Origin of the sequence: Frigidibacter sp., assembly GCF_030695035.1 — a bacterium.
Taxonomy (GTDB): domain Bacteria; phylum Pseudomonadota; class Alphaproteobacteria; order Rhodobacterales; family Rhodobacteraceae; genus Frigidibacter.
The window spans coordinates 322,498-348,371 of the sequence record NZ_JAUYTT010000005.1 but is presented as its reverse complement, the minus strand read 5'-3'; the positions used below and the strand labels follow the sequence as shown (position 1 = coordinate 348,371).

Here is a 25,874-nt window from a genome sequence, read left to right as displayed (position 1 = left end):
GCACCCCCATGGCAAGATCCCTCGCGCTGTGGCTGGCCCTGTTCTCGGCGCGCGGCGGTGCCCCGGCACCGGATGGCCCAACTGCGCCCGAGGGTACCGGGCCGCTGGTCTGGCTGAACCCCGGGCAAGGCGCGCGGGTGGCTGGGCTGGTACAACTGGCCCAGCAGATGCGCCGCGCCCGGCGCGAGTTGCGCTTTGCGCTGACGATGGCACCGGGGGAGGAGGCGCCGCAGGGCTTCCCCACCGGCACAGCGGTGCTGCTTGCCCCGGCCCAGACCATCCCCGCGATGCGCGGCTTTCTGGACCGGCTGAGGCCCGATGTGGCAGTGCTGACTGGATCGGCCCTGCCCCCCGTCCTGATCCATGAGACTCATGCCCGCGGCATCCCCCTGATCCTCGCCGATGCGCAGATGACGCTGGAGGGATGGAAGGCCCGGCGCTGGCGCTCGGGGCTGACCTCGGCCTTGCTGTCGCGCTTTACCGCGGTGCTGGCGCAGGATGGTGACAGCGCCCGGCGATTACGGCGGCTTGGCGGGCGACGGCTGGCGGTGGAGGTGACGGGGCCGATCGAGGAAACCAGCGAGCCGCTGCCCTGCAACGAGACCGAACGCGAGTCCATCGCCGGGTTGCTGCGCACGCGGCCGGTCTGGTTCGCCTCCTCCTGCGCGCCCGAGGATGAGCAGGCGGTGCTGGCCGCCCATGCCCGCGCCAGCCAGCACGCGCACCGAATGCTGCTGATCCTCGCCCCCGCCGATCCGGCCCGCGGCCCGGCGCTGGCGGCCAAGCTGGCGGCGGAGGGATGGGAGGTCGCGCTACGCTCGCGTGAGGAGGAACCCGAAGAGTCGGTGCAAGTGCTGATCGCCGATACCGAGGGTGAGATGGGGCTGTGGTATCGGCTGGCCCCCGTCACCTTCATGGGCGGCACGCTGCATCCCGGGACCTGCGGGCGCAGCCCGTTCGAGCCAGCGGCGCTTGGCTCGGCCATCCTCTATGGCCCGCAGGAGGTGCCGCAGGAGGCGGCCTATGCGCGGCTCGCGGCGGCGCAGGCGGCGCGGCAGGTCAGCGGCGAGGCGGAACTGGCCGATGCCCTGGTGGATCTGATCGCGGCGGACCGGGCGGCGATCCTGGCGCATCACGCCTGGCAGGTGTCCTCGGTGGGCGCTGGGGCGAGCGAGCAGGTGATGCGCGCGATCTTTGCGGCGCTTGATGCCCGCGCCGCCAAGGGGACCAAGTGATGGGCGCACCGCAGTTCTGGTTCAACGCACCGGAGGCGCCCGGCTGGCAGGCGCGGCTGCTGGCACCGCTCGGGTCGCTCTATGCGCGGGCCACGGCGCGGCGGCTAGCCAAGAGCGGCGTGACGCTCGACGTGCCGGTGATCTGCATCGGCAATATCAACGCCGGCGGCACCGGCAAGACGCCCACGGTGATCGCGCTGGCGATGCGGCTGCAGGCGCGGGGCGTCGCGGTGCATGTGGTCAGCCGCGGCCATGGCGGCAGCCTGCCGGGCCCGGTGCGGGTGGACGAACGCCGCCACAAGGCCGCCGAGGTGGGGGACGAGCCACTGCTGCTGTCCGCCTTCGCGCCGGTCTGGGTGGCGAAGGACCGGGCGGCCGGGGCGCGCGCCGCGGTGGCCGCGGGCGCGCAGGCGGTGCTGCTGGATGACGGCTTCCAGAACCCCGCGCTGGTGCAGGATCTGGCGCTTGTGGTGGTCGATGCCGCCAAGGGCTTCGGCAATGGCCGCTGCCTGCCCGCGGGGCCGTTGCGAGAGCCGGTGCCGGTCGGCCTCGCCCGCGCCGATCTGCTGCTGTCGATCGGGCCCCCAGCTGCGCAACAGGCGTTCCGCGCCGCTTGGGGCAGCCAGATCCACCTGCCGCACCTGACCGGCCAACTGGCCCCGCTGCAGACCGGGATGGACTGGCAGGGCCTGCGCGCGCTGGCCTTTGCCGGCATCGGCCACCCCGAGAAGTTCTTCGCCACCCTGCGCGGCCTTGGCGCCGAGCTTGTGCGCGCCGAGGCGCTGGAGGATCACCAGCCCTACACCACCGCCCTGCTGAACCGGCTCGAGGCCGAGGCGCGGCTGCGCGGCGCGCAGCTGGTCACCACCGAGAAAGACGCCGCCCGGATGCCCACGGCCTTCCGCCGCAAGGTGCTGACCCTGCCGGTGCGGCTGGAGCTGGACGATTGGGCACCGCTGGATAGGGCGCTGGAGCGGCTCGCAGGCCAAGGTAGCCAAGACAGGTAGTCTGGAGACACAATGCGCAGGACCTTGATCTCTTTTTGTTGCGGCGCCATCGCATCTGCGGTCCTGCTGTTTTCTGTTCCGACCTGGTACTCCAACATGGGCGGTTTGCTCTTCGGTGGCGGTTGGGCAAAGGTATCAAGTCAATGCGATTCCCGTGGAACGCGCTGCGTCTATCTGCGCAGCGAAACCGGCCTCGGTATCAACGATGTCCCAGTCATCGCGATCTATAGCTCCCAGCGAAGGGCCGCGGCGGCTGGCGTTGCTTCCAGACGCGTGGAGTGCGATCCGGGCGCAATCGTTCATGTGGAATGGCGCGACACTGTCTTGGCTGTCTCTTCGAAGGATGGCTCGTGTAGTTTTCACGGAACCGGCGCGTTCTATCCGAAGGTCCTGCTGCTGGAGAGTTAAGGAATTATTGCTCGCCGCCGGGGCAATCCTGAAAAACCATCAGTTGGGCGCTTCACGCTACGGAAGTCAAAATTCATCTGCCAGGCTCGACCCGCATCGCAAGCAGCGCTCCGCCACCCTTACCCCTTCAACCGCGCCCGCACCGCTGCGTCATGCTCGCCCAGCTTCGGCGAGGCGCGGTCCAGCGCCAGTTCGGCATCCGAGAACCGCATCGGGCTGCGCACCCCGCGCACGCCGTCGGGCGCGATCTGCATCCCGCGCGCGGTGATCTGCGGGTCGGCGAAGACCTCGGCCATCTCGTTGATCGGGCCGGCGGGCACGCCTGCCTCTTCGCAGGCGGCCAGCAGGTCCGCCTTGGTCCAGCGGATGGTCGCGGCCGTCAGTGCCTCGGTCAGCGCCGTGCGGTTCGCCACGCGGCCCGCGTTGGTCAGGTACTCCGCCGCCTCGGCCAACTCCGGCAGGCCCAGCAGACCGCAGAGCCGCCGGTATTGCCCGTCATTGCCGGTGGCGATGATGATCCAGCCATCCGAGCAACCGAACACCGCATAGGGCACAAGGTTCGGATGGGCGTTCCCAAGCCGCTGCGGCGAGGTGCCGGTGGCGAGGTAGTTCATCGCCTGATTGGCCATCACCGAAGTCGCCACGTCGAACAACGCCATGTCGATATGCTGGCCCTGCCCAGTCGTCTGCCGCTGCACAACGGCTGCCAGAATAGCGGTCGAGGCATAGATGCCGGTGAACACATCGACCACCGCCACGCCCACCTTCTGGGGCTGGCCGTCCGGCTCTCCGGTGACGCTCATCAACCCCGACATGCCTTGAATGATGTAGTCGTATCCGGCGCGGTGGGCATAGGGACCGTCCTGCCCGAAGCCGGTGATCGAGCAATAGATCAGCCGCGGGTTCACCTCGCGCAGGCTGTCGTAATCCAGCCCATACTTCCGCAAGCCCCCGACCTTGAAATTCTCGATCAAAATGTCGGCCTCGGCCACCAGCCGCCGCACCATCGCGCAATCGTCCGGGTCGCGGAAATCGGCCAGAACCGATTGCTTGCCCCGGTTGGTCGCGTGGAAATAGGCGGCGCTGCGTTCCTCCCCCCGCTCAATGAACGGGGGGCCCCAGCGACGGGTGTCGTCACCCTCGGGCGCCTCGACCTTGATGACCTTTGCCCCCAGATCGGCCAGGACCTGCCCGGCCCAGGGGCCCGCCAGGATCCGCGCCAGTTCGACGACCTTCAGCCCTTGCAGCGGATGCATGGCTTACTGGGGAAGCTTCGCGTCGAGGATCGCCGCCAGCTCGTCATAGCTCATGTTCGAATGCTTCTCGCCGTCGATGATCAGCGTCGGCGTCGCCTGCACGTCATCGGCTTCGGCGTTCTTCTGGTAGGTGGCGACCATCGACTGCGCCATGGCGCCGTCGTTCATGCAGGCGTCCAGATCTGCCTTGCTGAGGCCGGCCTTGGCACCGATCTTGCGCAGGTTGTCGGCGATGGCCCCGGCGTCGCCAGTGCCGATCCACTCTTCTTGCGTGTCATAGATCATCCCCGACACGCCATAATAGCGCATCTCGCCCGCGCATTGCGCGACCATCCCGGCCCAGAGGCCGAACTTGTCGAAATACACCTCGCGGTGGATGAACTTCACCTTGCCGGTGTCGATGTAATTGGCCTTCAGCTGCGGGAAGACCTGCGCATGGAAACTGGCGCAATGCGGGCAGGTGTAGGAGGCGTATTCGATCAGCTCGATGGGCGCATCGGCCTGGCCCAGCACGAAATCGGGGCGGATCACCGGCTCGGCGCCCGTGTCCTGTGCCAGCGCGGCGCCCGGCAGCGGGGCAGCGGTCTGGCCCGGCTTGCGGAAGGTCAGGAACGACCCGCCAGCCACAAGGATCGCCGACAGCGCGGCAAGGGTGAAGGTGCGACGTTTCATGGTAGGTCAGCCTTTTCTGTCAGTGGCCCCGGCTTGCGGCCGGGATAGGACATTCTGCCCCAGCGCTTCAAGAGCGGCGCGCAGGGAGGGATCGGAAACGCCCAGCGCCGTCTCGGCGGCGCGGGCAAGGATTTCGGGGGCGGGTTCGCGCGTCACCGGCGCGGCATGGGCGAAGGCCGCCTGCCCCTCCGCAAAGCCGGTGGGCGCGGTCTGGGTGATCGCCACGCGCGAAATCGCGTTGTAGCCGTAGCAGGCATTCACCCGCTCGCGGATCTTGGGCAGTTGCATCTGCAAGATCGGGGCGGCAGCGCCGGTGGTCAGCAGCGTCAGCGTGGCGCCAAGCCCGCCGCGGCCATAGCCGATCTTCACCGGGCGCGCGATGGCGGCGACCTCATCCCCCACCACCTCGGCCCAATGGGTCAGCAGCCGGGCGACGGCAAAGCCGCGCGCCTCACCCGCAACACGGATCTTGTCGCGCAGCAGGCCGGATGCGGATTCAAAGCCGCGCATCCGCCGTTGGCGGCGTGACTGTTCGGGCCGTTCCCGACCTTGTCCCTCCGCCTCTGGCTGATCTGTCGGCATCGCTGGCAATCCCCCGCTTGCACCCTATTCTAGGCAGGCGAGCGCCCGATGCCAGCCAATTGCATCCGGGCCGGCGAAAGGGGCCATAAAGAATGCGTGACGGGATGCGTGACGGGGTGGCTGAGCTTGGGGCAGCGGCAGCGCTGCTGCTGGCGTGGTATGACCGCCACGCCCGCGTGATGCCGTGGCGCACCGCCCCAGCAGAGCGGGCAGCAGGGGAGCGGCCCGATCCCTACCGCGTCTGGCTGTCCGAGGTGATGCTGCAGCAGACGACCGTCGCGGCCGTGCGCGCCTATTTCCGCCGCTTCACCGAACGCTGGCCGACCGTGGCCGATCTGGCGGCAGCCGAGGATGCGGATGTGATGGCCGAATGGGCCGGCCTTGGCTACTACGCCCGCGCCCGCAACCTGCTGAAATGCGCGCGGGCGGTGGTGGCCGATCATGGCGGGGAGTTTCCGGGCAGCGAGGCGGGGCTGCGCACCCTGCCGGGCATCGGCCCCTATACCGCCGCCGCAGTCGCCGCGATTGCCTTTGATGAGCCCGCCGTGGTGGTCGATGGCAATGTCGAACGGGTGGTGTCCCGGCTCCATGCGGTCGAAACTCCGCTGCCCGCGTCCAAGCCCGCGCTGGTGACCCTCGCCGCAGCGCTGACCCCGGCGCAGCGCCCGGGTGATTTCGCCCAGGCGATGATGGATCTCGGCGCCACAATCTGCACCCCGCGCAAGCCCGCCTGCGGCATCTGCCCGCTCTGGTCGCTCTGCGCCGCCCGCGCGCAAGGCATCGCCGCCGATCTGCCACGCAAGAGCCCGAAGGCACCCAAGCCCACCCGCCGCGGCATCGCCTATGTGGCGGTGCGCGCTGATGGGGCGGTGCTGCTGGAGACGCGCGCCGCCAAAGGTCTTCTCGGTGGGATGCTGGGCTTTCCCGGTAGCGACTGGTCCCAAGACCCCGCCCCCGCCCCGCCCGTCCCCGCCGACTGGACCCCCGTCCCCTCTGCCGTGCGCCACACCTTCACCCATTTCCATCTGGACCTGACCGTGCATCTGGCCACGCTCCCGCAAACAGCCGCCCCCGCCCACGGCACCTTCACTCCCCGCGCCGACTTCCGCCCCGGCGACCTGCCGACACTGATGCTGAAGGTCTGGCAGGCCGCCGAACCGCATCTGCCCTGACCTCTTTGCCGCAGCGCACAGCATTTGCGAACCGCCCCGCCCCGCGCTATCGTTGGCCCCAGCCTCAGCCAGCCCCTGCAAGCCAAAGGCAGAACCGGCCCGCCGCAGGAGTTGCCATGACCGACCTTTCCCCATCTGCCACCACCATGCGCTCGCTGCGCCGGGCGCTGCCCTTCTGGCTGTCACTGGGGATGATCCCGCTGGCGATCCTCGGCGCCACGGTCGGCGGCTGGACCACCGCCTTGCTGCCGGTCTATGGCTGGATGCTGGTCACGGTTCTGGACGCGATCCTTGGCCTCAATGACGAGAACCCCGATCCCACCACGCCCGAAGCCGACCTGCTGTGGTACCGCACCATCACCATGGTCTGGTTCCCGATCCAGTTTGTCACCATCTTCGGCCTGATCTGGTGGGTCACCCATACCGATCACCTCGGCACGCTGGAAACGCTGGTCCTGTTCTTCGGCGTCGGCGTTATCTCTGGCACCGTTGGCATCGTCTACAGCCACGAGCTGCTCCATCAGAAGAACCGGGTGGAGCGCTGGCTGGGCGATCTGCTGCTGGCCTCGGTGCTCTACAGCCATTTCCGCACCGAACATCTGCTGGTGCATCACCGCCATGTCGGCACCCCCCGCGATGCGGTGACGGCGCGGTATAACGAGGGGTTCCACCACTTCTTCTTCCGGGTGCTGCGCGAATGCCCCGCCTCTGCCTGGCGGGCCGAGGTGCAGATGCTGGCCCGCGCGGGCAAGGGCCCGCTCGACGCGCGCAACCCGTTCTGGCGCTATGCCCTGCTGCAGCTGGCCATGCTGGCGCTGGCGCTGGCCTTTGGCGGCTGGACCGGGCTTGGCCTGTTCCTGTTCCAGGCCTTCATCGCGATCTGGCAACTGGAGTTGACCAACTATGTCGAGCATTACGGCCTGACCCGCAAACATCTGGGGGAGGGGAAGTATGAACACGTGCTGCCCCGCCACAGCTGGAACGCCTCGCATACCGCGTCGAACTGGCTGCTGATCAACCTGCAGCGCCATTCCGACCACCATTACAAACCCGACCGCCGCTTTCCCCTGCTGCAGACCTATACCGAGGATGACGCGCCGCAGCTGCCCTTCGGCTATCCGGCGATGACGACGATGGCGATGATCCCGCCGCTGTGGCGCCGCCGGATGAACCCGCGGGTACGGGCCTGGCGGAAGAAATATTACCCAGAGATCACCGACTGGAAGCCCTATAACCGCGGCGACACGCCGCTGCCGCGCGGGGCCTGAGTCAAGGCACCGCCGCGGCGATCTGGTCCAGCACCAGCGCGCCATACTCGGCATTGGCGTGGATGAAATCGTCTTCGGAATGCGCGACGCGGCGGTTGCCCGGCATCAGCCGCACCGAGCCAACCGAATAGCGCGGCTGGGTGAACACCCCGCCATGCCGCGTGTCCTCGGGCTGCGCCAGCCACGTGATGCCGGGCAGCGCGGCCCGCGCCGCCGCCTCGAACACCTCGGCCAGCACGGCGCCATCGCCCAGCCGATGCGCGCGCAGCAACCCGGTGAACCTCCTGCGGTTGCGGCGGCAATCGAAGGACGGGCGCGGTTGCTCGGCCAGCATCACCTGTGCCATTTGCCCCCCGACCTGCACCCCCGCCAGAATGCGCAGCGCCAGCGCCCCGCCCAGCGACTGTGTGACCTGATCGCGCACCGCAAGATCGAACATCGCGCGCGACACCGGCACCGCAGCCGCGGCCCCGGGCGACAGGCCAAGGAACCTCGCCGAGCGATAGGGCACCAGCGCACGGTAGATCCCCACCTCGCAGCCGACGACAACGAAGGCATCGTAGTCGGCCAGGCTCCACGCCTCGCGCCGGTTCAGCAGCTGCAGGTTGTCGCGCGCCGCCTCGGTCTGCGGGACCAGCCGCCCGCCCTGCACCTGAAGCGCTGCCAGCGCATCCCCGTGCCCGCCCGCAAACTGCACCGCCAGACCGGGCCAGCGATCGGGCGCGCTGCCATAAGCAGCCTTCACGGCGGCGATGTGAGAGTTGCCAAGGATCAGCACGCGGCGCTCCGGCGGCCCAGTCATTGGCTGCCACGTCATCGGCTGCCCTGTCATTGGCGGAACACATCCAGCAGCAGATCCTCGCAGATCAGCCCGTCATCCTCGGCATCCTTGCCGGGCTCTGCCGACGCCATTGCCGGAATCGAGACCGCTTCGACCAGCCCCTGCGCGCCCAGAAACGCGGCCATCACCATCTGTACCGCCTCTGCCGTCACCGTGCGCTGGTTCGCCTCGAAGAACCGCCCGCGCGCGGCGGGGTTGGTTACCAGCTCATAGGACGGGAAGTAATCCACATCGGCATGCGCCGCCGCAAACTCCCCCGCCGCCACCCGCAGCAGCGCCTTGCTGTGCATCGTCGCCGGAATCACATGCCCGCCGCTGGCCGTGGCTGTCAGCGGCACCGGCGAGACCGTCAGGATCATCCGCATCCGCTTGCGGAAGCTGCGCAGCAGCCCGAAGGCGAGCTCCAGATCGGCGCGCAGCTCGGGCAGGGTGAAGTTGTGGAAGACGTGGCACTCGGGGTCGAACTGCCCGGCGATCACCCCCGGGCAGGTCTGGAACACCCGGCCCGTGGGCTGGTCGATCCAGGCCTCCGTCAGCCCCAAGGTGAAGACGAACACCTCCGCCTCGGCCAGCATCTTGCCCAGCGCCTTCAGATGCGCGCGGCGCAGGAAAAGAACCTCCTCGGGACTGTCCATGCCCAAGGGCTCCACCCCCGGGCGCAGCGCATCGTAAAATCGCCCGTCCTTCTCCCAGACGAAGGCCTCCGACACGTCACCGCTCTGCACATCCCGCAGCAGCTGCACCAGTTGGCGGACGGTGTAGATATTGCCGTAGCGGCCCGAGAACAGGCCATATCCGAACGCCCGCGCCGCCTCGTCGGGCAGCGCAACCGGCGCAGGCTCGGCATCCAGCACCGCCACCCCGGCACCCCGCAGCGCCCTGCCGATATGCTGGGCGAAACAGCTTCCGGCGGTGGCGATGCGCGTCTGCGGGCCGATCCGGACTTTCGGCACATAAAGCGCGGTCAGCGCCGCGGGGTCGGTCTCGGCAACACCGCTGCGCCAGAAGGCTTCGGGCGGCAGGTCTGAATAGGGATGCGACATCGGCTCCGTCTCTTGCTGGGGCGGAGTCTAGCGCGCCGGGGTGGCGGGTGCCAAGGGCCGGCAGACGCTGGCCACGGCCCTGCCCGGTCAATCCCAGTGAGGCAACAAATCCCTTGCTGATTGGCCACCCGGCCTTCAGCCTCGCTGTCGGGACAGCGGGGGGCATCGCGGCAAGACCATGAGCAACGCCAAGGACATCGCCGAGCACGGCACAGCCCTCTGCGCCGCCGCGCTGGCGCTCGTCCTCGTGCCAGCGTCCGGGCCGGCGATTGCCGCCGCAGCGGTACCCGCCGCGACCTTGGGGGCCATTGGCTTCAAGATCTGGCGGAGCAATATCCGCCGAACTTGCGACCGGGCCTCAAGGGCCGCGCTGGAGCAGCTGAACAAGCACCCCGACTTCGCACCCGCAGACCTCGCCCGCGCGGCGGCGCTCCTGAAGGACGCCCAGCGCCCCGTCGATCTGTCCCCCGCCGACCTGCGCCAGGCCGCCGCGACGGAGGACTTCAACGACGCCCTCGCCCGCCGCCTCGCGGGCGCGCTGGCCGAACCCGCCGACCACGCCCTCCATAACATCCTGATGCCGGTCTTCGCCGCAGCCATCGCCACCTGCCGCCAGGACCCGGAGTTCCACCGCGACCTGACGCAGGACCTGCTGCTCGACGCCGCCCGCCAGCACGGCCTGCAGTTGCAGCTGCTGGACCGGATCAACGCGCAGACGGCCGCCACCCACCATGAGATCGTGAATTTCGGTGCCAAACTGGACGACATCGCCGCCCAGTCCCGCGATACGCTGGAGGCGCTCGCCCTGCGCTTCGGCATCACCGAGCCCGAGCGCCTGCCACTGGCCGAACTGCGCGGCATCCTGATCGACAAGGCCAAGGACTACCACCGCCTGCTTGCGCAGGTGCAAGCCCTGCAGGACCGCGACGGCCGCATCGCCAACCTCAAGGCCGCCGCCGAAGACGCCATCCGCGCCCTGCGGCTCGACGAGGCCAAGCAGCTGATCCGCGACGCCATCGCCGTCCAGCGCGCCGAGCGCACCCTCGCCGCCCTGCGCGACGACGCCGCCCTTGTCGAGACCGAAGCCGAGATCGCGCTGCTGGAAGGCGAGGCGGGCGAGGCGCTTCGGCTGCTGGCAGGTGCGGCGGACAGCTTCGCGCCGTTCGATAGGTTTGAGGCGGTCGAACGGCGCAGGGGCTATTTGGACGCCCTCTGCGAGTACGGGCTCCGCTATGGTGGAATCGCGCTAGCCGGCGCAATCGCACTCGGGAGGGTCAATCTCGACGCACTTGATGAAACCACAGACGCCTACATGTGGGCAATGTGCCAGAACGACATCGGCAATGCGCTTGCAGAGCAGGGCCGCCGCAGCGACGGCGCGGAGGGCGCGGCGCTGCTGGCAGAGGCGGTGGCGGCCTACCGCGTCGCGCTCCGCGTCCGCACCGAGCGCGAGCATCCGGTGCAATGGGCGATGACGCTGGAGAATCTCGGGCTGGCGCATGAGACGCTGGCCGAGAACGAGACCTCACCCGACAAGCGGGCCGAGTGGATGCGGGCGGCGCAATGTTTCGAGGCGGCGATGCGGGTCTATGATCCCGAGCATATGCCGTACAATTTCCAGACCGCGAGCGAAGCACTGAACCGCATCCGCGCCAAGCTCTCCGCCCTCTCCTAACCCCCCACAAAAAAAACCCCGCCGGCGTCACGCACGGCGGGGCAGGTATGTGCCGCGGCAAAAGGGCCACGGCACCGGCGGTTCGCAGCGCCGCAGCCGTGGGCCGCGCGCAAGACTGTCAGGAAATCAGTTCGGCCGGCCCAGATCGGCGTCCATCTCGGCGCGGATCTGTTGACGCAGCAGGTCGATGGGGATCAGCTTGCCGTCGCGCTTGAAGTGCCAGTAGGTCCAGCCGTTGCAGGACGGCGCCCCTTCCAGATGCGCGCCGACCTGATGGATCGAGCCCTTCACGTCATTGCCGACCAGCGTGCCGTCGGCCCGCACCTTGGCGATGCCGCCGCGGGGCGAGAACAACTCCTCCCCCGGCCGCAGCATTCCACGTTCGACCACCTGCCCGAAGGGAACCCGCGGTTCGGCGCGCTTGGACCCCGTGGTCTCCAGCGCCGACTTGTCGAACTTGCGCACCCGGTCGATGCGGTCCTGCGCCACGGCGCGGTAATTCTCCTCGCGCTCGATCCCGATGAAGTCGCGGCCCAGCATCTTGGCCACGGCGCCGGTCGTGCCGGTGCCGAAGAACGGGTCCAGCACCACATCGCCGGGGTTGGTCGTCGCGACCAGCACACGGTGCAGCAGCGCCTCGGGCTTTTGCGTCGGATGCGCCTTGTCGCCGGCGGCGTCCTTCAGCCGCTCATGCCCCGTGCACAGCGGGATCACCCAGTCGGACCGCATCTGCACGCCCTCGTTCAGGGCCTTCATCGCCTCGTAGTTGAAGGTGTATTTCCCGGCCTCGGATTTCGAGGCCCAGATCAGCGTCTCATGCGCGTTGGTCAGCCGCTTGCCGCGGAAGTTCGGCATCGGGTTCGACTTGCGCCAGACCACATCGTTCAGGATCCAGAAGCCGGCATTCTGCATGGCCGAGCCGACGCGGAAGATGTTGTGATAACTGCCGATGACCCAGATCGCGCCGTTCGGCTTCAGCAGCCGCTGCGCCGCCGCCAGCCAGTCGCGGGTGAAACGGTCATAGGCCTCGAAGCTGGCGAACTGGTCCCAGGCATCATCGACCGCATCCACCTTGGAGTTGTCGGGCCGGTGCAGATCGCCCCGCAGCTGCAGGTTATAGGGCGGATCGGCGAAGATCAGGTCCACGCTCGCCTCGGGAAGGCTGCGCATCACCTCGATGCAATCACCCGCAAGGATCTGGTTCAGGGGAAGCGCGGCCTGCGCCGCCCCCTGCGTCATGGTCTTTGTCATCTCTGCCTCGTTCCACGGCTTATGGTGCCGATTTGTTGAACACAGGATGAGTCACAGGCGATTCGCCGTCAAATCCTTTTTGAATCAAGCACTTACAGAAACTTCTTGATACAAGATGTTGTGGACGGGCTTGAACGAACGCCTATGGTGAGGGGTCACACCAAGATTTAGAAGCGCCTCCAGATGCTGCTTCGTCGGGTAGCCGCAGTTCCGCTCCCAGCCATAGCCCGGATGCTGTTGCGCCAATCCCACCATGATCCGGTCGCGCGCCACCTTGGCCAGGATCGAGGCCGCGGCAATCGACAGGCACAGCGCATCGCCGCCGATCACCGCCTCGGCCGGCCAGCCGAAATCCCGCGGGATCATGTTGCCGTCGATCAGCGCATGGCAAGGCGGGGTCGGCAACGCCGCCGCCGCCCGGCACATCGCCAGATGCGAGGCGCGCAGGATGTTCAGCTCGTCGATCTCTTCCACGCTGGCATGGGCGATTGCGCATTCGGCATTGGCGAGGATCTCGTCATGCAGCCGCTCCCGCGCCGCGGCGGTCAACTTCTTGGAATCGTTGAGTCCCGCGGGGATGCGCCCCGGAAACAGCCGCACTGCCGCTGCGGTGACAGGGCCGCAAAGCGGGCCACGGCCAGCTTCGTCCAGCCCGACGATACAGGTGGCGCCGCGGGCTTGGGCGGCGTCTTCGCGGCTGAAATCGGGAGCGATGAGAGCAAGCATGGACATGCGCCCTGCAAACCGCAAACCGCGCCACGCTTCAACGAAAAAGTAGGCGGGGCAAAAGAACAAACAGAAAGACGGGGGCGGATTTCTCCGCCCCCGTCCCGCATCCGGCTCGGCGCCAAGGGGGTTGATGCCGGCCGGCTGCCCGGGGCCGTAGCTCGGCCCTCTTGCCTGTAACTTGTGTCAGCGCCGGGTGACGCGGAAGCCGCGGTCCTGCAGGCAGTTCATGCCGTACACGTCCTGACGGCCGCGATCGGTGCGGATCTCGAATTCGCAGGCACCCGGCAGGCTCGCGCCCTGCGCCCGGCGGAAGCACTGTTCCGACACCACGTTGGTATTGCGGCCATTGACGCGCGCCTGCACCACGCATTGCTCGGGGATCAGCTTGCGTTGATCGACGCGCTGGTTGCCACGGTTGTCGTGCCGGTTGTCATCGCGCCAGTCGTCGCGGCCATTGTGGCCGCCGTTATGGCTGTTGTGGCGCCCATCGTTGCGACCGTCATTGCGGTCGTCGTAATAGTAGGTGTTGTTCTTCTTGTCCTTCTTCTTCTCCTTCTCCCGCTTCTGGTCGGCCTGGTGCGCGATCACACCGATGGCGGCAAGACCCAGCACCAGCGCCATGGCATCCCGGTTCCGGTTATCTTGCGCGGCCGCCGGGGTGGCGGTGAAGGAGGTCAGCGCGATGGCAAGGGCGCTGGCGGCGGTGACGAGGCGTTTCATGGGGGCAATCCTTCCGAGGGGCAGCTTCAGGGGGAGGCGGGCCGCGGCGACTTGCCGATGGGCCACCCGATGCGATGGATCCAGAAGCGCCCAACCGCCGCTGCCTAGCAATATCGGCCCCCTGTTATCCGATAACAGCCCGCCCCCGGCGCCCGGAGCCCGTGTTGTGATTGAATATCACCGCGCAGACCGGCAGAGTTCGGCCATGATCACCCGCATCGCCCTCACCCTCGCCCTGACGCTCGCCACCGCTGCCCCGGCCGCGGCCGGGTGCTTTGCCGACTACAAGGCCAAGCAGGATGGTGGCGCGCTCAAGCTGCATTACGGCATCGCCGAACTGCCGGACCGCGCCTGCGGCTCCAAGCAAGATGCCGCCGACGCGCTTGCCCCGCGCCTTGCCGCCGGGGGGTGGACCCTTCTAAACGTCCTGTCGATCTTTGGCCCCGACGGATTGGAGCAAAGGAAAGACAGTGCCGGACAATTCTTCCTCCGCTACTGAAACGCTGCGCCGGGGCAGCCGGGTGCTGGGCTTCGGCCTGGCCGCCATTGTCGTGCTGCTTCTGGGCGCAGCGGTGCTGCTGTTCCTGTCGCTGCCCGACGCCAATGCCTTCAATGCGCGGGTGGAGCGGATCTTTGTCGAGAATGACGCGCTGATCGGCCCCGAGGTGATCCGCCTCTTGGAGATCCTTGCGCAATCCGGCACCGCGTTTTCGGATGTGCTCACCTCCTACCGGATCATCATCTTCGTGCTGCTGGTCTTCGCCGCCGCCCTGCTGATCGCGGCGCTGGTCTTCCTCGTCGTCATCCTCGGCCTCAACCGCCGCATGTCGGAAATTCAGCGGCAGGGGATCGAGGTCTCCTCCTTCCTCATCAGCCGCGCCGAGAATGCCGTGGTGCTGAACGACATGACCTTCAAACTGACCGAAGCCGCCATCGAAACCCTCGCCGTTCTGGCCGAGGCGCGGATGGATGACGAGGTGATGACCGGCGCGCAGATCGAGGCCGTCATCTCTGGCCGCGATGCCGCCGATTGCGACGAGGCGGCGGGGGCGACGCGGATCAAGCGGCTGCGCGACGCGCTTGGCAATCAACTGGTGTCGGAACTGCTGGTCAAGAACATCGCCCGCAAGGGCTATGTCCTGTCGGTCGGCAAGGACACGATCCGCATGATCTGACCCGCCATTCCGGGCACAGTCCGGGATTAATCCGCTTGCGCCGGCCGCGCGGATGCAACCAATCGCCGCGCAGCCGGTTGGCGATGCGCGGCGCTTTCGCCGCAATGGGAGTGACCGATGTCGCAGACGCCAGGGCCGTACGATCAGAATGTGCCGCTCGGGCCAGTCACTCCCCCGCCGAACTGGGCGCCCGGCTGGGCCGTCGTCGGCATCTTCATCATCCTGCTCTTCGCCTCTCTGATGCTGGCGCGGGTGTTCCTGATGCCGCTGACGATGGCGGTGCTGCTGTATTTCGTCTTCGCCCCCCTGCGCCGCCGGCTCAGCCGCCGCGGCGTGCCCCCGGCGCTGACCGCCTCGGGCGTCACCCTTGGCCTGATCGGGGTCATCTTCGCCATCGGCCTCATCCTCTCCGGCCCCGCCAGCGACCTTGTGCGCGGCGCCCCGCAGATCGCCGACCGGCTGGAAGAGAAATTCGGCGGCCTGCGCGAACGGGTCTCCGACATGCGCGGCTTCCTGAACCGGCTGGACGGCGACAAGCCCGCTGACGAGGCAGATGCCCCGCTTCGCCCCAGGTCCGTGGCAAGCTCGCTTGGCCTCGAAGAGCTGCCCCCCGCCGAGGAGGAGGCCCCCCCCGAGGAAAAAGAAGAAGACCTGGTCCCGGTCGACAGCACCAACCTCATCATGTCCATCGCAAGCTCCACCCCGGCGCTTCTGGGGCAGATCGGTTTCGTGCTGCTGCTGCTGTTCTTCATGCTCGCGTCGGGCGATCTTTTGTACCTCAAGATCGTGCAAAGCTTCGCCACCATGTCGCAAAAGCGCCGCGCCTATGCGGCGCTGCGGCAGATCGAGGACAGCCTTGGCAGCTATCTTGGCACCATCACCGTCATCAATGCCGGGCTTGGCATCGCCATCGGCCTGGCCATGTGGTGGTGGGGGATGCCGGCCCCGGCGATGTTCGGCGTCGGCGCGTTCTTGCTGAACTTCATCCCCTATATCGGCCTCCTGTTCGGCATGATCATGGCCACCGCCATCGCGCTGGTCACGATGGACGGGTTCCTCGCGCCGCTTCTGGTCGGCGCCACCTATGCCGGCCTCTCCTCCATCGAGGGCCAACTCATCACCCCCTACAGCGTCTCGCGCCGGCTGGAAATGAACACAGTCGTGGTCTTCATCACCGTCGCGCTCTGGGCCTGGCTCTGGTCAGTCGCGGGGATGATCGTCGCCGTACCGATGCTGGTGGTGTTCCGCGTGCTCTGCGACCACATCCCGGGGCTGGAGCGGCTCGGCAACTTCCTCGGCGGCGAACGCCCGGCCCCCCTCGGCCCCGAAGGCGACGAGATCCGCGGCGAGGACGGGGTGCCGAACACCGGCGACGAGGCTGCGCCGGGCATGGGGCGGGATGTGCATCCGATGTGAGGGGGAGGCCCAGCTACCTAGCTGCCAGCGCGCTTGCGTCGAACAGCGGAGCCGGCGCCCAAGTGTGCTTCGGACGGGGCGGGATTTCTCTGCCGATCACATAAGTGCAGATTATGCATAAGCGTGCACACACCCCCTGTCCACATGACGTGGAAGCGCGAAAAGCCCGCACGAGGCGGGCTTTCGAACTCCGAATGAAGGGATGTGGTTCAGTCGGCGTGGTCGATGAGACTCATCAGGTTGTCCGGTCCCGCGCCCGAGGCTCTCTCACGTTCCGCGCATCTTTGCCGACACGACGAGGGATGCCTTGCACTCGTCGATCTCGACATACTCGCCCACAACGAGAGCGCGGATTTCGGTGCTGCCACCACCGCGTTTGTTTCGAGCGTGCCGTTCTCCAGTCGTCGCGACGAGAAACTCGGCATCGCTGAGGATCTCGTCGCCCTGATGGACCAGACGGGCCGGGGAAGTAGGGGAAGCGCTTCTGGCCGATGATGCGGCCCTTGTTCCAAGCGTTATGAGGTGCGAGGAGCGGAGGACGAAGATCGGTAGACATGAGAATACCCTCTGTCCACCGCGCCCACCCTTCCTCGGTCATGCCGACGCGCGCAGGCTAGACGTTCGTCTGTCGCATGGAGGTCATTCAGCGCTGCATCGGGCCCGAGATCTGACGTCGGCCTGGGTGCGGACGCGGCGCAAGAGGCGATGCGCGATCTGATGCGGGCACGCTCGACGGCGATGCGGGTGACGGGGGCAAGGCGCGCCAGCACCTTCAGGGCTTTGTGCTGCGCCACGGTCGGATCTACCCCGGCAAGAATGGCTGCACGGGGCAATCGGCGCTGGCTGGCGACGGTGCGTTTCACGCATCCGGCGCAACAGATTGTCCTTCGGGATTACATCGATGCCATCGGGGATGCCAAGGGGCGGGTCGAGCACCTGACGGAGCAGATCGCGCAGAATCCGTGGCGGCCGCAAGCCGGTTTTGTCTGACACTTCACGCGGCGCTCAAGACCAAACTGTGCGCTACCCGCGGCGCGTTTCCCGAGACCATGGGATTGCGCGTCTAGCTGGTTTCCATCGCCGCGAACTTGACCTATCTTACCGTGACTTAGAACCAAGGACCAACAGGCGGGTACCAGCAATGTCGCGCGAGGGCGTGTTTCTTCTTGTCATGTCCGCGCTTCCGTTTCTCGGTGCGCTGATCCCCGGGCTGATGATCCGTGCAGGGCGGACGGCCTGCGCCACCTTCGCGGCGGTGCCGACGGCGCTTGCGCTGACGATGCTGCTGATCCTGGCGCCTTCGGTCATGCAAGGAGAGGTGATCCGGGTCGAGCTTGACTGGCTTCCGCAGCTGGGGCTTTCGGTGTCGTTCTTTCTCGACGGTCTGGGACTTCTCTTCGCCGGCATGATCCTCGGCGTCGGGCTTCTGGTCACGCTCTACGCGCGTTTCTACCTGTCGAGCGACGACCCTATGGGTCAGTTCTACACCTACCTCCTGCTGTTCCAGGGCGCGATGCTGGGCATTGTCCTGTCCGACAACATCCTGCTTCTGCTGATTTTCTGGGAGCTGACCTCGCTGTCGTCCTTCCTGCTGATCGGTTACTGGAAGCACCTTCCCGAGGGCCGTCAGGGCGCGCGCATGGCGCTGGCGGTCACCGGCGGCGGCGGATTGGCGATGATCGGGGGGATGCTCATCCTCGGCAATATCGCAGGCAGCTACAACCTGACCGACATCCTGAGCCAGGGCGATGCGATCCGCGCATCCGAGTGGTACCTTCCCGCGCTGATCCTGATCCTGCTCGGCGCGTTCACCAAGTCGGCGCAGTTCCCGTTCCACTTCTGGCTTCCCCATGCGATGGCGGCGCCGACCCCGGTCTCGGCCTACCTGCACTCCGCAACGATGGTGAAGGCGGGCGTGTTCCTGCTGGCGCGGATGTGGCCGGTCCTGGCAGGCACCGATGCGTGGTTCTACATCGTGGCGACGACCGGGCTGGTCACGATGGTGCTTGGCGCGCTGATCGCGCTGTTCAAGAATGATCTGAAGGCGCTGCTGGCCTATTCGACGGTCAGTCACCTGGGGCTGCTGACGATGCTCCTGGGGTTCGGAACCAAATTCGCGGCGATCGTCGCGGTGTTCCACATCATCAACCACCTGACCTTCAAGGCGGCGCTCTTCATGACCGCCGGCATCGTCGATCACGCGGTGCATAGCCGTGACATCAAGCGGCTGGGCGGGCTCCGGCATCTGATGCCGATCACCTTCGTCATCGGCACCGTCGCAGCGCTGTCGATGGCCGGCATCCCGCTGTTCAATGGCTTCCTGTCCAAGGAGATGATGCTGGACGAGGCCGCCCGTACCGGCTGGGCAGGCAGCGCCTGGGTGGTGCCGGCTCTGGCAACCCTCGGCGCATTGCTGTCGGTCGCCTATTCCTTCCGCTTCATCATGCATGTCTTCTTCGGCCCGGTGCGCGACGACTACCCGGCGGAGCCGCACGACCCCCCCTTCGGCCTCTGGGCCGCGCCGGCGCTGCTTGTGGTCGGGGTCGTCGTGATCGGTCTCGTTCCGGCACTGATCGTCGGTCCTCTGGTCGCCGTCGCCGGGGGCGCGGTGATCGGCGGCGGCGAGCTGCCCTACTATTCGCTCAAGATCTGGCACGGGGTCACCCCTGCGCTCTTCATGTCGGCTGCCGCGATCCTCGGCGGCCTCGCCTTGCTGTGGCGACACGCATCTCTCGACAGGGCGTGGAGCTTGGCACCGCGCCCGGAGGCCAAGGTGATCTTCGACCGGCTGATCGCGGCCGCCGTCTCGCTGGCACGCCGGATCACGGACGGGGCCCATGACGGTGCCATGAGCCGCTATCTGGCCATCTTCGTGGTGGCCACGGTTGCGCTCGGTGCGGTCGCCTGGACCGGCGGCGGCACACCCCCGCCGACCCGCGGGTTGCAGCCTGTCCCGCTTGTGGTCGCGATTGGCTGGGCGCTGCTGCTGCTGGGCGCGGTCTCGGTCGTGGTGACACATCGCTCGCGGTTTCTGGCGCTGGTGCTGATCTCGATCATCGGGCTGATGATCTCGGCCGGGTTCGTCTACCTCTCGGCGCCCGACCTGGCCCTGACGCAGATCTCGGTCGAGACCGTAACGATCATGCTGCTGCTGCTGGCGCTGCATTTCCTGCCGAAGACGACCCCGATCGAAAGCAGCTGGTTCCGCCGGATCCGCGACGGCGTGATCGCCGCAGCCGCGGGCGGCGGCGTCGGTGCGCTGGCCTATGTCTTCATGCTCAGGGATGTCGACACGATCTCGGGCTACCATCTGGCCAATTCCTACGTGGGCGGCGGCGGAACCAATGTCGTCAACGTCATCCTCGTCGATTTCCGCGGCTACGACACCTATGGCGAGATCATCGTTCTGGCGATCGCCGGCCTTGTCATCTTTGCCGCGATAGAGGCCCTGCTGAGGGGCCCCGCGGCGGCCCGGATCCGGAATACCAACTATGCGCAGGACCGGTCCCGCGACCGTCACCCGCTGATGATGGTCGTCGCCACCCGCGTGATGATGCCAATCGCGATCATGGTCGGGGTCTACATCTTCCTGCGCGGCCACAACCAGCCCGGCGGCGGTTTTGTGGCCGGTCTGGTGGTCTCGATTGCCCTGCTGATGCAATACATGGCCTCGGGCTTCGCCTGGGCGCAGGCGCGCCAGAGGGTCGAGTACCACACCATGATCGGCTGGGGAGTCCTGATCGCAGGGCTGACCGGCGCGGCTGCCTGGCTTGCGGGCCGGCCCTTCTTGACCAGCGCCTTTGGCTATGTCCATCTGCCGCCGATCGAGGAGTTCGAGCTGGCAACCGCCATGGCATTCGACCTCGGCGTATTTCTTGCCGTGCTGGGAGCCGTGATGCTGATGCTCTACAGCCTGTCGCGGATCGCGCGCTATGCTGGCGAATCCACAAATCTCGAGCCTATGGACTTTGATCCGACGGAACGTAAGACAGACCCGAAGGAGGGCGTGTGAGATGGAGATCGTGGTCGCAAGCTCGGTGGCGGTGCTGACGGCAGGGGGTGTCTACCTGATCCTGCGTCTGCGCACCTTCCCCGTTATCCTGGGACTTGCCCTCCTGTCATATGCGGTGAACATCTTCCTGTTCGCCTCGGGTCGGCTGGCAACCGGCCTGCCGCCTGTCCTGTCGCGATACGGTGACGCCACATACACCGATCCCCTGCCACAGGCGCTGGTCCTGACCGCAATCGTCATCTCGTTCGGGATGACGGCAGTGCTGGTCATCGTCGCGCTTGGCGCGTTCCTGGAATCCGGCACCGACCGGATCGACATCGCCCCGCGCGAGGACGATGCCGAACCCCGGGAGAGCCACAGATGAACCACTGGATTATCGCGCCGGTGATCCTGCCGGCGCTGCTGGCGCCGCTGATCGCCTTCGTCATGCGCCACGACCTGACGCTTGCGCGCACCACCTCTCTGGCAGGGGCGGTGGCCATCGTCGCCATAGCGGTCGGCCTCACGGTGGCCTCGGCCAGCGGAGAAACACAGGTCTACTACCTTGGCAACTGGCCGGCGCCCTTCGGCATCGTGCTCGTGCTCGACCGGCTCTCGGCCCTGATGGTGCTGCTGACAAGCGTTCTTGCCCTGATCGTGCTGGTTCACGCCGTCGCCACCGGCTGGGACGCCCGCGGACGGCATTTCCACGCCCTGTTCCAATTCCAGATCATGGGCATCTGCGGGGCTTTCCTGACCGGAGACATCTTCAACCTTTTCGTTTTCTTCGAGGTTCTCCTGATCGCCTCCTACGGCCTGATGATCCACGGCGGGGGGCGCGAACGCATGCAGGCGGGCGTGCAATACATCGTCATGAACCTTGCCGGGTCCACCCTGTTCCTGTTCGCATTGGGCGTCCTCTACGCCAGCACCGGAACGCTGAACATCGCCGATCTCGCGCTCAGGCTGCGCGAGATCCCAATCGAGGACGCCGCGCTGGTCCGGGTCGCCGCGATGCTGCTGATGATCGTCTTCGCGCTCAAGGCGGCGCTGTTCCCGCTGCAGTTCTGGCTGCCGGGCACCTACGCCAACGCGCCCGCCCCGGTCGCCGCTTTGTTCGCCATCATGACCAAGGTCGGGGCCTATGCGATCATCCGGGTGCATACCCTGGCCTTCGGGCCGGATATCGAGGCAACCGGCCCGCTCGCCGCGACATGGCTGTTTCCGGCCGCCATCGTCACCATCGTGATCGGGGCATTGGGGGTTCTGGGCGCCCGCGGGCTGCTGCCGCTGATCGCCTTCTCGATCCTGGGGTCGATGGGGACCTTGATGGTCGCCGTGGCAAGCTTCACTCCCGAAGCGACCTTGGCCGCCCTGTATTACCTCGTCCATTCGACCTTCGCCGGCGCCGCGCTGTTCCTCGTGGCCGACCTGCTGCTGTCACGCCGCAAGGACCAGACGCTGATCCCGCTGCCGCCTACCGTGCAGAATGGGCTCTTCGCCAGCCTCTTCTTTGCTGCTGCAATCGGCATGGCGGGCATGCCCCCGCTCAGCGGCTTCTTGGGAAAACTGCTGATCCTCGACGCGCTGCGCGATCCCGGCCAGATGCCCTGGGCTTGGGGCGCGGTGCTTGCCGGCTCGCTGGTCACCATCGTCGGCTTTGCCCGCGCGGGCAGCCAGCTCTTCTGGAAATCGACCAGCATTCCGGCCCCGGCTCCGAAAGGGCCCGATCGCGGGCCTGTCACGCCCGTCCGGGCCGCTTCGGCGATCGAGATCGCGCCGACCCTGACTGCGCTGGCCGTGCTAGCAGGGCTATCGGTCTTCGCCGGGCCGGTATCGGCCTACCTGGCTGACGCGTCCGAGCAGATTTTTGATCGCGACGGCTATATCGGGGCCGTGCTTGGAACCGGGGCGGAGGACCAGCCATGATCACGCGTCTTGTTCCCCACCCGATCCTCAGCGCCACCCTGACCCTGGTCTGGCTCGGCCTCGTCAACAAGGTCACGCTCGGCAACCTTCTGCTCGGCGCCATGCTGGGACTTGCCATTCCAATGCTGACGGCAGCCTACTGGCCAAACAGGCCCAGGCTGCGCAAACCGATGGTCGCCGCCAGGTATATCGGGATGGTCCTGTGGGATATCGTCATCGCCAACGTCGAGGTCGCGATGATCATCTTGTTCAAGAGACGGGACGAGGTCCACTCGCAATGGATCGTCATCCCGCTTGATCTGACGTCGCCCGAGGCTATCACCTGGCTTGCTGGCACGATCACCCTGACGCCCGGGACGGTTTCCGCGACGCTGTCGGCCGATGCGAGTAGTATCCTGGTGCACTGCCTGCATACCGATGATCCGGGCGACGTGCGCGATACGATCAAGGCCCGTTACGAAGCCCCGCTGAAGGAGATATTCCCATGATCGCCGCCGCCCTCTGGTTCGCCTTCGCCTGCTTCGGGCTTGGCCTGCTGATGAACGCCTGGCGGATGGTGGTGGGCCCGGACGCTGCCGACCGGATCCTCGCGCTCGACACCATGGTGATCAACGTCATCGCGCTGGTCATGGTCTACGGCATCCTCCGCGGCACCACGATCTATTATGAGGCCGCAATGCTGGTCGCCATGGTCGGCTTCGTCTCGACGGTCGCCTACTGCCGCTTCGTGCTGCGCGGCGACATCATCGAATAGGATCCAGAATGACTGTCATCGCCGAGATACTGGTGTCGTTCTTTCTTGTCGTCGGCGGCATCTTCGGGCTCGTGGGCTCGTTTGGGCTGCTCAAGCTGCGCACGACAATGCAACGCCTGCATTCTCCCACCAAGGCGACGACACTCGGTGTGGGTGGCGTGCTGATCGCCTCGATGCTCTATTTCCTTCTGGTCGGCGGCACGCTTTCCTTCCACGAACTCCTGATCACGCTCTTTCTATTCCTGACGGCACCGATCACTGCGCATTTCATAGCCAAGACCTACATGGCCAGGAACCTGAAACCGACCGACCTGCCGGAGACTGGGCGAGACCTTGGCTGGGCCATCTACGATGACGCGCCGGGGTCGGGGACGGACTAGCAACTGTTCAGGTGACGGTGTTTTGCCGCCATGCGACGCCCGTTTTGAGGGTAGCGTTTGGGATGGTGACCAATCTGCGGGCGACGGCGATGATGACGAGCTTGTGCGGTTTGCCGCGCATTCTGACGCGCGCGCCCGGTTTCAGAACCGGACTGTGACGAGCGGTGGCAAGGGCGGTTTGGAACAGGACATGTCGTGGTGCGCGCCGTCCTCCTGAACGATGCATCCAGCGGGAGTCGAGCCACAGCGTCCTCCACCTCATCCAAACTGACGCGGTGCGCACGCTTCGTGTCCGGATGACGCGCGCCGGTTCTGCGCCACGACACAATACAAAGCAGCGCCAGGCCGACCATGGCGTGATGAGCGCCCAGCGTGCCATCATGGCCCTACTCACCGATTGAGGCTCGTCTCCAGCTGGTTCAAGTTCATCAGTGCACCAGGTAAAGATGAGGGCCAACGAGGAGACCGCGACCCTGGTCGCGGATTTCTTGCGCAGGCAACTGCCGGTCAATTACCATGACGGCTGGGACAATGAGTGTAACAGCGCCGGCATCGCCGGTTGCGAGCTCCTAGCCGCGCTCGGATAGCCTGGGCCGCATAATTTCTGGCATCCGCGAGAAGCGGATTCGCGTCCGCATGCAGCCAAGCGATCACCCGTATCAGGCTTCCTGGTGTCTCGGGCAGAGTTTGACAAGTTGGACTAATCGGAGCATTGCCTCGGGCCTGTCGACGCCGCCGCACAAACTACGCCACGCCCACAGAAATCTAGCCTGCAATCACAGCCTCTTAGGAGCGTATCTTCGCAACTCGGCAAGATTTCTCTTGACGGGGGTGTGCACGCTTATGGCCATTTCGTGCATGGTTATGCTTCATCAGCATCACATAAGAGGTTGAACTGGTGACCCCGGATGGATTCGAACCATCGACCTGCCGCTTAGGAGGCGGCCGCTCTATCCCCTGAGCTACGGGGCCCACGGGGCTCTTCATGCTGGCAAATGGCCTGCGTTGCAAGCCGCGCAGCGGGATCAGGGCTTGGGAAATGCGGGCAAGGGTGCAGCAAGGGTCGGGCAAAAGAAGGCGGGGGAGCAGATTGTTTGGCCCACCGCTCCCCCTCCAGGTCCATCGCGCCCTTCGGATGGAAGGCTTGCAGGGCGCGCGGGGTCTTGTCAGCCGGGGCTGTTAGCGGTCACATAGCCTTCGCCGCCTCGCTTGCACAAGGAAATCCTTTGGCGATAAGCAGGGACAGTGACCTCGCTGCAACAAGGATGCGCCCGTGAGCCGACCGACCGATCCCGATACCCGCCGGCCCCTTCCGCGCAACCCGGCCCTGCGGCCACTGACCCTGCGCGATGTATCCGAGGCTTCGGGCGTGTCGGAGATGACGGTCAGCCGGGTGCTGCGCAACCGCGGCGACGTGTCGGATGCGACGCGTGACAAGGTTCTGGTCGCCGCCAAGATGCTGGGCTACGTGCCCAACAAGATCGCCGGCGCGCTGGCCAGCCAGCGGGTGAACCTGGTGGCGGTGGTGGTGCCCTCGCTCAGCAATCTGGTCTTCCCCGAGGTTCTCGGCGGCATTTCCGAAACGCTGGAAGATACCGGCCTGCAACCCGTCTTCGGCGTCACCAACTACTCGCCCGAACGCGAGGAGTCGGTGCTCTATGAGATGCTGTCCTGGCGCCCCTCTGGGGTGATCGTGGCGGGGCTGGAGCATTCAGATGCCTCGCGCGCCATGCTGCGCAATGCCGGCATCCCGATCGTCGAGATCATGGATGTCGATGGCGATCCCATCGATTCGGTCGTCGGCATCTCGCATGTCCGCGCCGGACGCGAAATGGCGCGGGCGATCATCTCGGCGGGCTATCGCCGCATCGGCTTTCTGGGCACCAAGATGCCCGAGGATTACCGGGCCCGCAAACGGATGCAGGGCTTCGAGGCGGAACTGGCCGAGGCCGGGGTGGGCATCGAGGACCGCGAGTTCTACTCCGGCGGCTCCGCCCTCGCCAAGGGCCGCGAGATGACGGCAGCAATGCTGGCGCGCAGCCCGAACCTCGATTTCCTCTATTACTCCAATGACATGATCGGCGCCGGCGGCCTGCTGTGGTGCCTGGAGAAGGGCATCGACGTCCCCGGCAAGCTCGGCCTCGCCGGCTTCAACGGCGTCGATCTGCTGGACGGCCTGCCCCGCAAGCTCGCCACGATGGACGCCTGCCGGCGCGAGATCGGCCAGCGCGCGGCCGAGATCATCGCGGGACAAAGCGGCAGCGGGCTGGTGGGCGGCGAGCGGGTGGAGCTGACCCCGCGCCTGCAACCGGGCGACACGATCCGCAAGCTGTAAGGCGCCTAGATGGACAAGCGCCGCGCCGTCGTGTT

25 protein-coding genes and 1 tRNA gene are annotated in these 25,874 nt (G+C 66.6%); 17 read left to right on the top strand and 9 right to left on the bottom strand.

The genetic code is table 11. The features are described 5' to 3' along the window. Positions 1 to 8 precede the first annotated feature (8 nt). The 3 genes from Q8S30_RS03690 to Q8S30_RS03680 are packed head-to-tail and all read left to right on the top strand — an operon-like array spanning position 9 to position 2,650. Positions 9 to 1,235 (top strand): 3-deoxy-D-manno-octulosonic acid transferase, encoded by a 1,227-nt coding sequence (locus Q8S30_RS03690; protein ID WP_305664684.1) that lies wholly within the window; start codon positions 9 to 11, stop codon positions 1,233 to 1,235. Beyond that, complete coding sequence (gene lpxK / locus Q8S30_RS03685; protein ID WP_305664683.1) at positions 1,235 to 2,242, top strand: tetraacyldisaccharide 4'-kinase; 1,008 nt, start codon at positions 1,235 to 1,237, stop codon at positions 2,240 to 2,242. The genes Q8S30_RS03690 and lpxK overlap by 1 nt, the downstream gene beginning before the upstream one ends. A 12-nt stretch (positions 2,243 to 2,254) precedes the next feature. After that, positions 2,255 to 2,650 carry a hypothetical protein gene (locus Q8S30_RS03680; RefSeq protein WP_305664682.1) on the top strand — a complete coding sequence of 132 codons (396 nt, stop codon included), beginning with the start codon at positions 2,255 to 2,257 and terminating at the stop codon, positions 2,648 to 2,650. A 119-nt stretch (positions 2,651 to 2,769) separates the two neighbouring features. Here Q8S30_RS03680 and Q8S30_RS03675 read toward each other — a convergent pair whose 3' ends face one another. From Q8S30_RS03675 to Q8S30_RS03665, 3 genes are read right to left on the bottom strand one after another with little or no spacing between them, the layout of a single operon-like run. Then, on the bottom strand, positions 2,770 to 3,906 hold the full coding sequence (locus Q8S30_RS03675; protein ID WP_305664681.1) for a CaiB/BaiF CoA-transferase family protein: 1,137 nt from the start codon (positions 3,904 to 3,906) through the stop codon (positions 2,770 to 2,772). 3 nt (positions 3,907 to 3,909) lie between these two features. Continuing rightward, positions 3,910 to 4,578, bottom strand: a complete 669-nt coding sequence (locus Q8S30_RS03670) for a DsbA family protein (protein WP_305664680.1) — start codon at positions 4,576 to 4,578, stop codon at positions 3,910 to 3,912. 6 nt (positions 4,579 to 4,584) lie between these two features. Then, positions 4,585 to 5,088, bottom strand: coding sequence for a DUF721 domain-containing protein (locus Q8S30_RS03665; RefSeq protein ID WP_305664679.1), 504 nt, complete (start codon positions 5,086 to 5,088; stop codon positions 4,585 to 4,587). Between the two features lie 164 nt (positions 5,089 to 5,252). Between Q8S30_RS03665 and mutY the strand changes: the two genes are divergently transcribed. Together mutY and Q8S30_RS03655 are read left to right on the top strand one after the other, a co-directional pair. Further along, positions 5,253 to 6,332 carry an A/G-specific adenine glycosylase gene (gene mutY, locus Q8S30_RS03660; RefSeq protein ID WP_305664678.1) on the top strand — a complete coding sequence of 360 codons (1,080 nt, stop codon included), beginning with the start codon at positions 5,253 to 5,255 and terminating at the stop codon, positions 6,330 to 6,332. 116 nt (positions 6,333 to 6,448) lie between these two features. After that, complete coding sequence (locus Q8S30_RS03655; RefSeq protein ID WP_305664677.1) at positions 6,449 to 7,600, top strand: alkane 1-monooxygenase; 1,152 nt, start codon at positions 6,449 to 6,451, stop codon at positions 7,598 to 7,600. A gap of 1 nt (position 7,601) precedes the next feature. Here the strand turns inward: Q8S30_RS03655 and Q8S30_RS03650 are convergent, their stop codons facing one another. Both Q8S30_RS03650 and Q8S30_RS03645 read right to left on the bottom strand, forming a co-directional pair. Continuing rightward, positions 7,602 to 8,402 (bottom strand): hypothetical protein, encoded by an 801-nt coding sequence (locus tag Q8S30_RS03650; RefSeq protein ID WP_305664676.1) that lies wholly within the window; start codon positions 8,400 to 8,402, stop codon positions 7,602 to 7,604. A 26-nt stretch (positions 8,403 to 8,428) separates the two neighbouring features. Continuing rightward, a complete protein-coding gene (locus tag Q8S30_RS03645) occupies positions 8,429 to 9,484 on the bottom strand; it encodes a GSCFA domain-containing protein (protein ID WP_305664675.1) in 1,056 nt (351 codons plus the stop codon). A gap of 178 nt (positions 9,485 to 9,662) precedes the next feature. Between Q8S30_RS03645 and Q8S30_RS03640 the strand changes: the two genes are divergently transcribed. Further along, positions 9,663 to 11,159, top strand: a complete 1,497-nt coding sequence (locus tag Q8S30_RS03640) for a hypothetical protein (protein ID WP_305664674.1) — start codon at positions 9,663 to 9,665, stop codon at positions 11,157 to 11,159. A gap of 126 nt (positions 11,160 to 11,285) precedes the next feature. On the opposite strand, the gene Q8S30_RS03635 is transcribed toward Q8S30_RS03640, so the two are convergent. The 3 genes from Q8S30_RS03635 to Q8S30_RS03625 all read right to left on the bottom strand — a co-directional run bounded on the left by Q8S30_RS03635 (position 11,286) and on the right by Q8S30_RS03625 (position 13,859). Continuing rightward, complete coding sequence (locus Q8S30_RS03635; RefSeq protein ID WP_305664673.1) at positions 11,286 to 12,410, bottom strand: site-specific DNA-methyltransferase; 1,125 nt, start codon at positions 12,408 to 12,410, stop codon at positions 11,286 to 11,288. Positions 12,411 to 12,494: 84 nt separating this feature from the next. Beyond that, positions 12,495 to 13,142 carry a ribonuclease HII gene (locus Q8S30_RS03630; RefSeq protein WP_371135430.1) on the bottom strand — a complete coding sequence of 216 codons (648 nt, stop codon included), beginning with the start codon at positions 13,140 to 13,142 and terminating at the stop codon, positions 12,495 to 12,497. A 180-nt stretch (positions 13,143 to 13,322) separates the two neighbouring features. After that, complete coding sequence (locus tag Q8S30_RS03625) at positions 13,323 to 13,859, bottom strand: hypothetical protein (protein WP_305664672.1); 537 nt, start codon at positions 13,857 to 13,859, stop codon at positions 13,323 to 13,325. Positions 13,860 to 14,064: 205 nt separating this feature from the next. On the opposite strand from Q8S30_RS03625, the gene Q8S30_RS03620 reads away from it, so the two are divergent. From Q8S30_RS03620 to Q8S30_RS03575, 10 genes are all read left to right on the top strand, one after another. Beyond that, positions 14,065 to 14,358, top strand: a complete 294-nt coding sequence (locus Q8S30_RS03620) for a hypothetical protein (RefSeq protein ID WP_305664671.1) — start codon at positions 14,065 to 14,067, stop codon at positions 14,356 to 14,358. Then, the gene (locus Q8S30_RS03615; protein ID WP_305664670.1) at positions 14,330 to 15,034 is read left to right on the top strand and encodes a helix-turn-helix domain-containing protein; all 705 of its coding nucleotides are present in this window, start codon (positions 14,330 to 14,332) and stop codon (positions 15,032 to 15,034) included. Before Q8S30_RS03620 ends, Q8S30_RS03615 begins: the two co-directional genes overlap by 29 nt. Positions 15,035 to 15,151: 117 nt before the next feature. Continuing rightward, a complete protein-coding gene (locus Q8S30_RS03610; protein WP_305664669.1) occupies positions 15,152 to 16,450 on the top strand; it encodes an AI-2E family transporter in 1,299 nt (432 codons plus the stop codon). Between the two features lie 705 nt (positions 16,451 to 17,155). After that, complete coding sequence (locus Q8S30_RS03605) at positions 17,156 to 17,440, top strand: hypothetical protein (protein WP_305664668.1); 285 nt, start codon at positions 17,156 to 17,158, stop codon at positions 17,438 to 17,440. Between the two features lie 151 nt (positions 17,441 to 17,591). Continuing rightward, positions 17,592 to 20,462, top strand: coding sequence for a monovalent cation/H+ antiporter subunit A (locus Q8S30_RS03600; protein ID WP_305664667.1), 2,871 nt, complete (start codon positions 17,592 to 17,594; stop codon positions 20,460 to 20,462). A 1-nt stretch (position 20,463) separates the two neighbouring features. Continuing rightward, complete coding sequence (locus tag Q8S30_RS03595) at positions 20,464 to 20,826, top strand: Na+/H+ antiporter subunit C (RefSeq protein ID WP_305664666.1); 363 nt, start codon at positions 20,464 to 20,466, stop codon at positions 20,824 to 20,826. After that, the gene (locus Q8S30_RS03590) at positions 20,823 to 22,370 is read left to right on the top strand and encodes a monovalent cation/H+ antiporter subunit D (RefSeq protein ID WP_305664665.1); all 1,548 of its coding nucleotides are present in this window, start codon (positions 20,823 to 20,825) and stop codon (positions 22,368 to 22,370) included. Before Q8S30_RS03595 ends, Q8S30_RS03590 begins: the two co-directional genes overlap by 4 nt. Next, positions 22,367 to 22,858, top strand: a complete 492-nt coding sequence (locus tag Q8S30_RS03585; protein ID WP_305664664.1) for a Na+/H+ antiporter subunit E — start codon at positions 22,367 to 22,369, stop codon at positions 22,856 to 22,858. The genes Q8S30_RS03590 and Q8S30_RS03585 overlap by 4 nt, the downstream gene beginning before the upstream one ends. Further along, complete coding sequence (locus tag Q8S30_RS03580; RefSeq protein ID WP_305664663.1) at positions 22,855 to 23,124, top strand: K+/H+ antiporter subunit F; 270 nt, start codon at positions 22,855 to 22,857, stop codon at positions 23,122 to 23,124. Before Q8S30_RS03585 ends, Q8S30_RS03580 begins: the two co-directional genes overlap by 4 nt. Before the next feature lie 8 nt (positions 23,125 to 23,132). Next, positions 23,133 to 23,504 (top strand): Na+/H+ antiporter subunit G, encoded by a 372-nt coding sequence (locus tag Q8S30_RS03575; protein WP_305664662.1) that lies wholly within the window; start codon positions 23,133 to 23,135, stop codon positions 23,502 to 23,504. A gap of 896 nt (positions 23,505 to 24,400) precedes the next feature. Here the strand turns inward: Q8S30_RS03575 and Q8S30_RS03570 are convergent. Beyond that, positions 24,401 to 24,476, bottom strand: a tRNA-Arg gene (locus Q8S30_RS03570). Positions 24,477 to 24,777: 301 nt separating this feature from the next. Between Q8S30_RS03570 and Q8S30_RS03565 the strand changes: the two genes are divergently transcribed. Then, positions 24,778 to 25,839, top strand: coding sequence for a LacI family DNA-binding transcriptional regulator (locus Q8S30_RS03565; RefSeq protein WP_305664661.1), 1,062 nt, complete (start codon positions 24,778 to 24,780; stop codon positions 25,837 to 25,839). Positions 25,840 to 25,874 lie beyond the last annotated feature (35 nt).

Coding starts and splice junctions, on each gene's coding strand:
- Q8S30_RS03690 (WP_305664684.1), top strand. CDS start 9: ATGGCAAGATCCCTCGCGCTGTGGCTGGCCCTGTTCTCGGCGCGCGGC.
- lpxK (WP_305664683.1), top strand. CDS start 1,235: ATGGGCGCACCGCAGTTCTGGTTCAACGCACCGGAGGCGCCCGGCTGG.
- Q8S30_RS03680 (WP_305664682.1), top strand. CDS start 2,255: ATGCGCAGGACCTTGATCTCTTTTTGTTGCGGCGCCATCGCATCTGCG.
- Q8S30_RS03675 (WP_305664681.1), bottom strand. CDS start 3,906: ATGCATCCGCTGCAAGGGCTGAAGGTCGTCGAACTGGCGCGGATCCTG.
- Q8S30_RS03670 (WP_305664680.1), bottom strand. CDS start 4,578: ATGAAACGTCGCACCTTCACCCTTGCCGCGCTGTCGGCGATCCTTGTG.
- Q8S30_RS03665 (WP_305664679.1), bottom strand. CDS start 5,088: ATGCGCGGCTTTGAATCCGCATCCGGCCTGCTGCGCGACAAGATCCGT.
- mutY (WP_305664678.1), top strand. CDS start 5,253: ATGCGTGACGGGATGCGTGACGGGGTGGCTGAGCTTGGGGCAGCGGCA.
- Q8S30_RS03655 (WP_305664677.1), top strand. CDS start 6,449: ATGACCGACCTTTCCCCATCTGCCACCACCATGCGCTCGCTGCGCCGG.
- Q8S30_RS03650 (WP_305664676.1), bottom strand. CDS start 8,402: ATGACTGGGCCGCCGGAGCGCCGCGTGCTGATCCTTGGCAACTCTCAC.
- Q8S30_RS03645 (WP_305664675.1), bottom strand. CDS start 9,484: ATGTCGCATCCCTATTCAGACCTGCCGCCCGAAGCCTTCTGGCGCAGC.
- Q8S30_RS03640 (WP_305664674.1), top strand. CDS start 9,663: ATGAGCAACGCCAAGGACATCGCCGAGCACGGCACAGCCCTCTGCGCC.
- Q8S30_RS03635 (WP_305664673.1), bottom strand. CDS start 12,410: ATGACAAAGACCATGACGCAGGGGGCGGCGCAGGCCGCGCTTCCCCTG.
- Q8S30_RS03630 (WP_371135430.1), bottom strand. CDS start 13,142: ATGTCCATGCTTGCTCTCATCGCTCCCGATTTCAGCCGCGAAGACGCC.
- Q8S30_RS03625 (WP_305664672.1), bottom strand. CDS start 13,859: ATGAAACGCCTCGTCACCGCCGCCAGCGCCCTTGCCATCGCGCTGACC.
- Q8S30_RS03620 (WP_305664671.1), top strand. CDS start 14,065: ATGATCACCCGCATCGCCCTCACCCTCGCCCTGACGCTCGCCACCGCT.
- Q8S30_RS03610 (WP_305664669.1), top strand. CDS start 15,152: ATGTCGCAGACGCCAGGGCCGTACGATCAGAATGTGCCGCTCGGGCCA.
- Q8S30_RS03605 (WP_305664668.1), top strand. CDS start 17,156: ATGCGCGATCTGATGCGGGCACGCTCGACGGCGATGCGGGTGACGGGG.
- Q8S30_RS03600 (WP_305664667.1), top strand. CDS start 17,592: ATGTCGCGCGAGGGCGTGTTTCTTCTTGTCATGTCCGCGCTTCCGTTT.
- Q8S30_RS03595 (WP_305664666.1), top strand. CDS start 20,464: ATGGAGATCGTGGTCGCAAGCTCGGTGGCGGTGCTGACGGCAGGGGGT.
- Q8S30_RS03590 (WP_305664665.1), top strand. CDS start 20,823: ATGAACCACTGGATTATCGCGCCGGTGATCCTGCCGGCGCTGCTGGCG.
- Q8S30_RS03585 (WP_305664664.1), top strand. CDS start 22,367: ATGATCACGCGTCTTGTTCCCCACCCGATCCTCAGCGCCACCCTGACC.
- Q8S30_RS03580 (WP_305664663.1), top strand. CDS start 22,855: ATGATCGCCGCCGCCCTCTGGTTCGCCTTCGCCTGCTTCGGGCTTGGC.
- Q8S30_RS03575 (WP_305664662.1), top strand. CDS start 23,133: ATGACTGTCATCGCCGAGATACTGGTGTCGTTCTTTCTTGTCGTCGGC.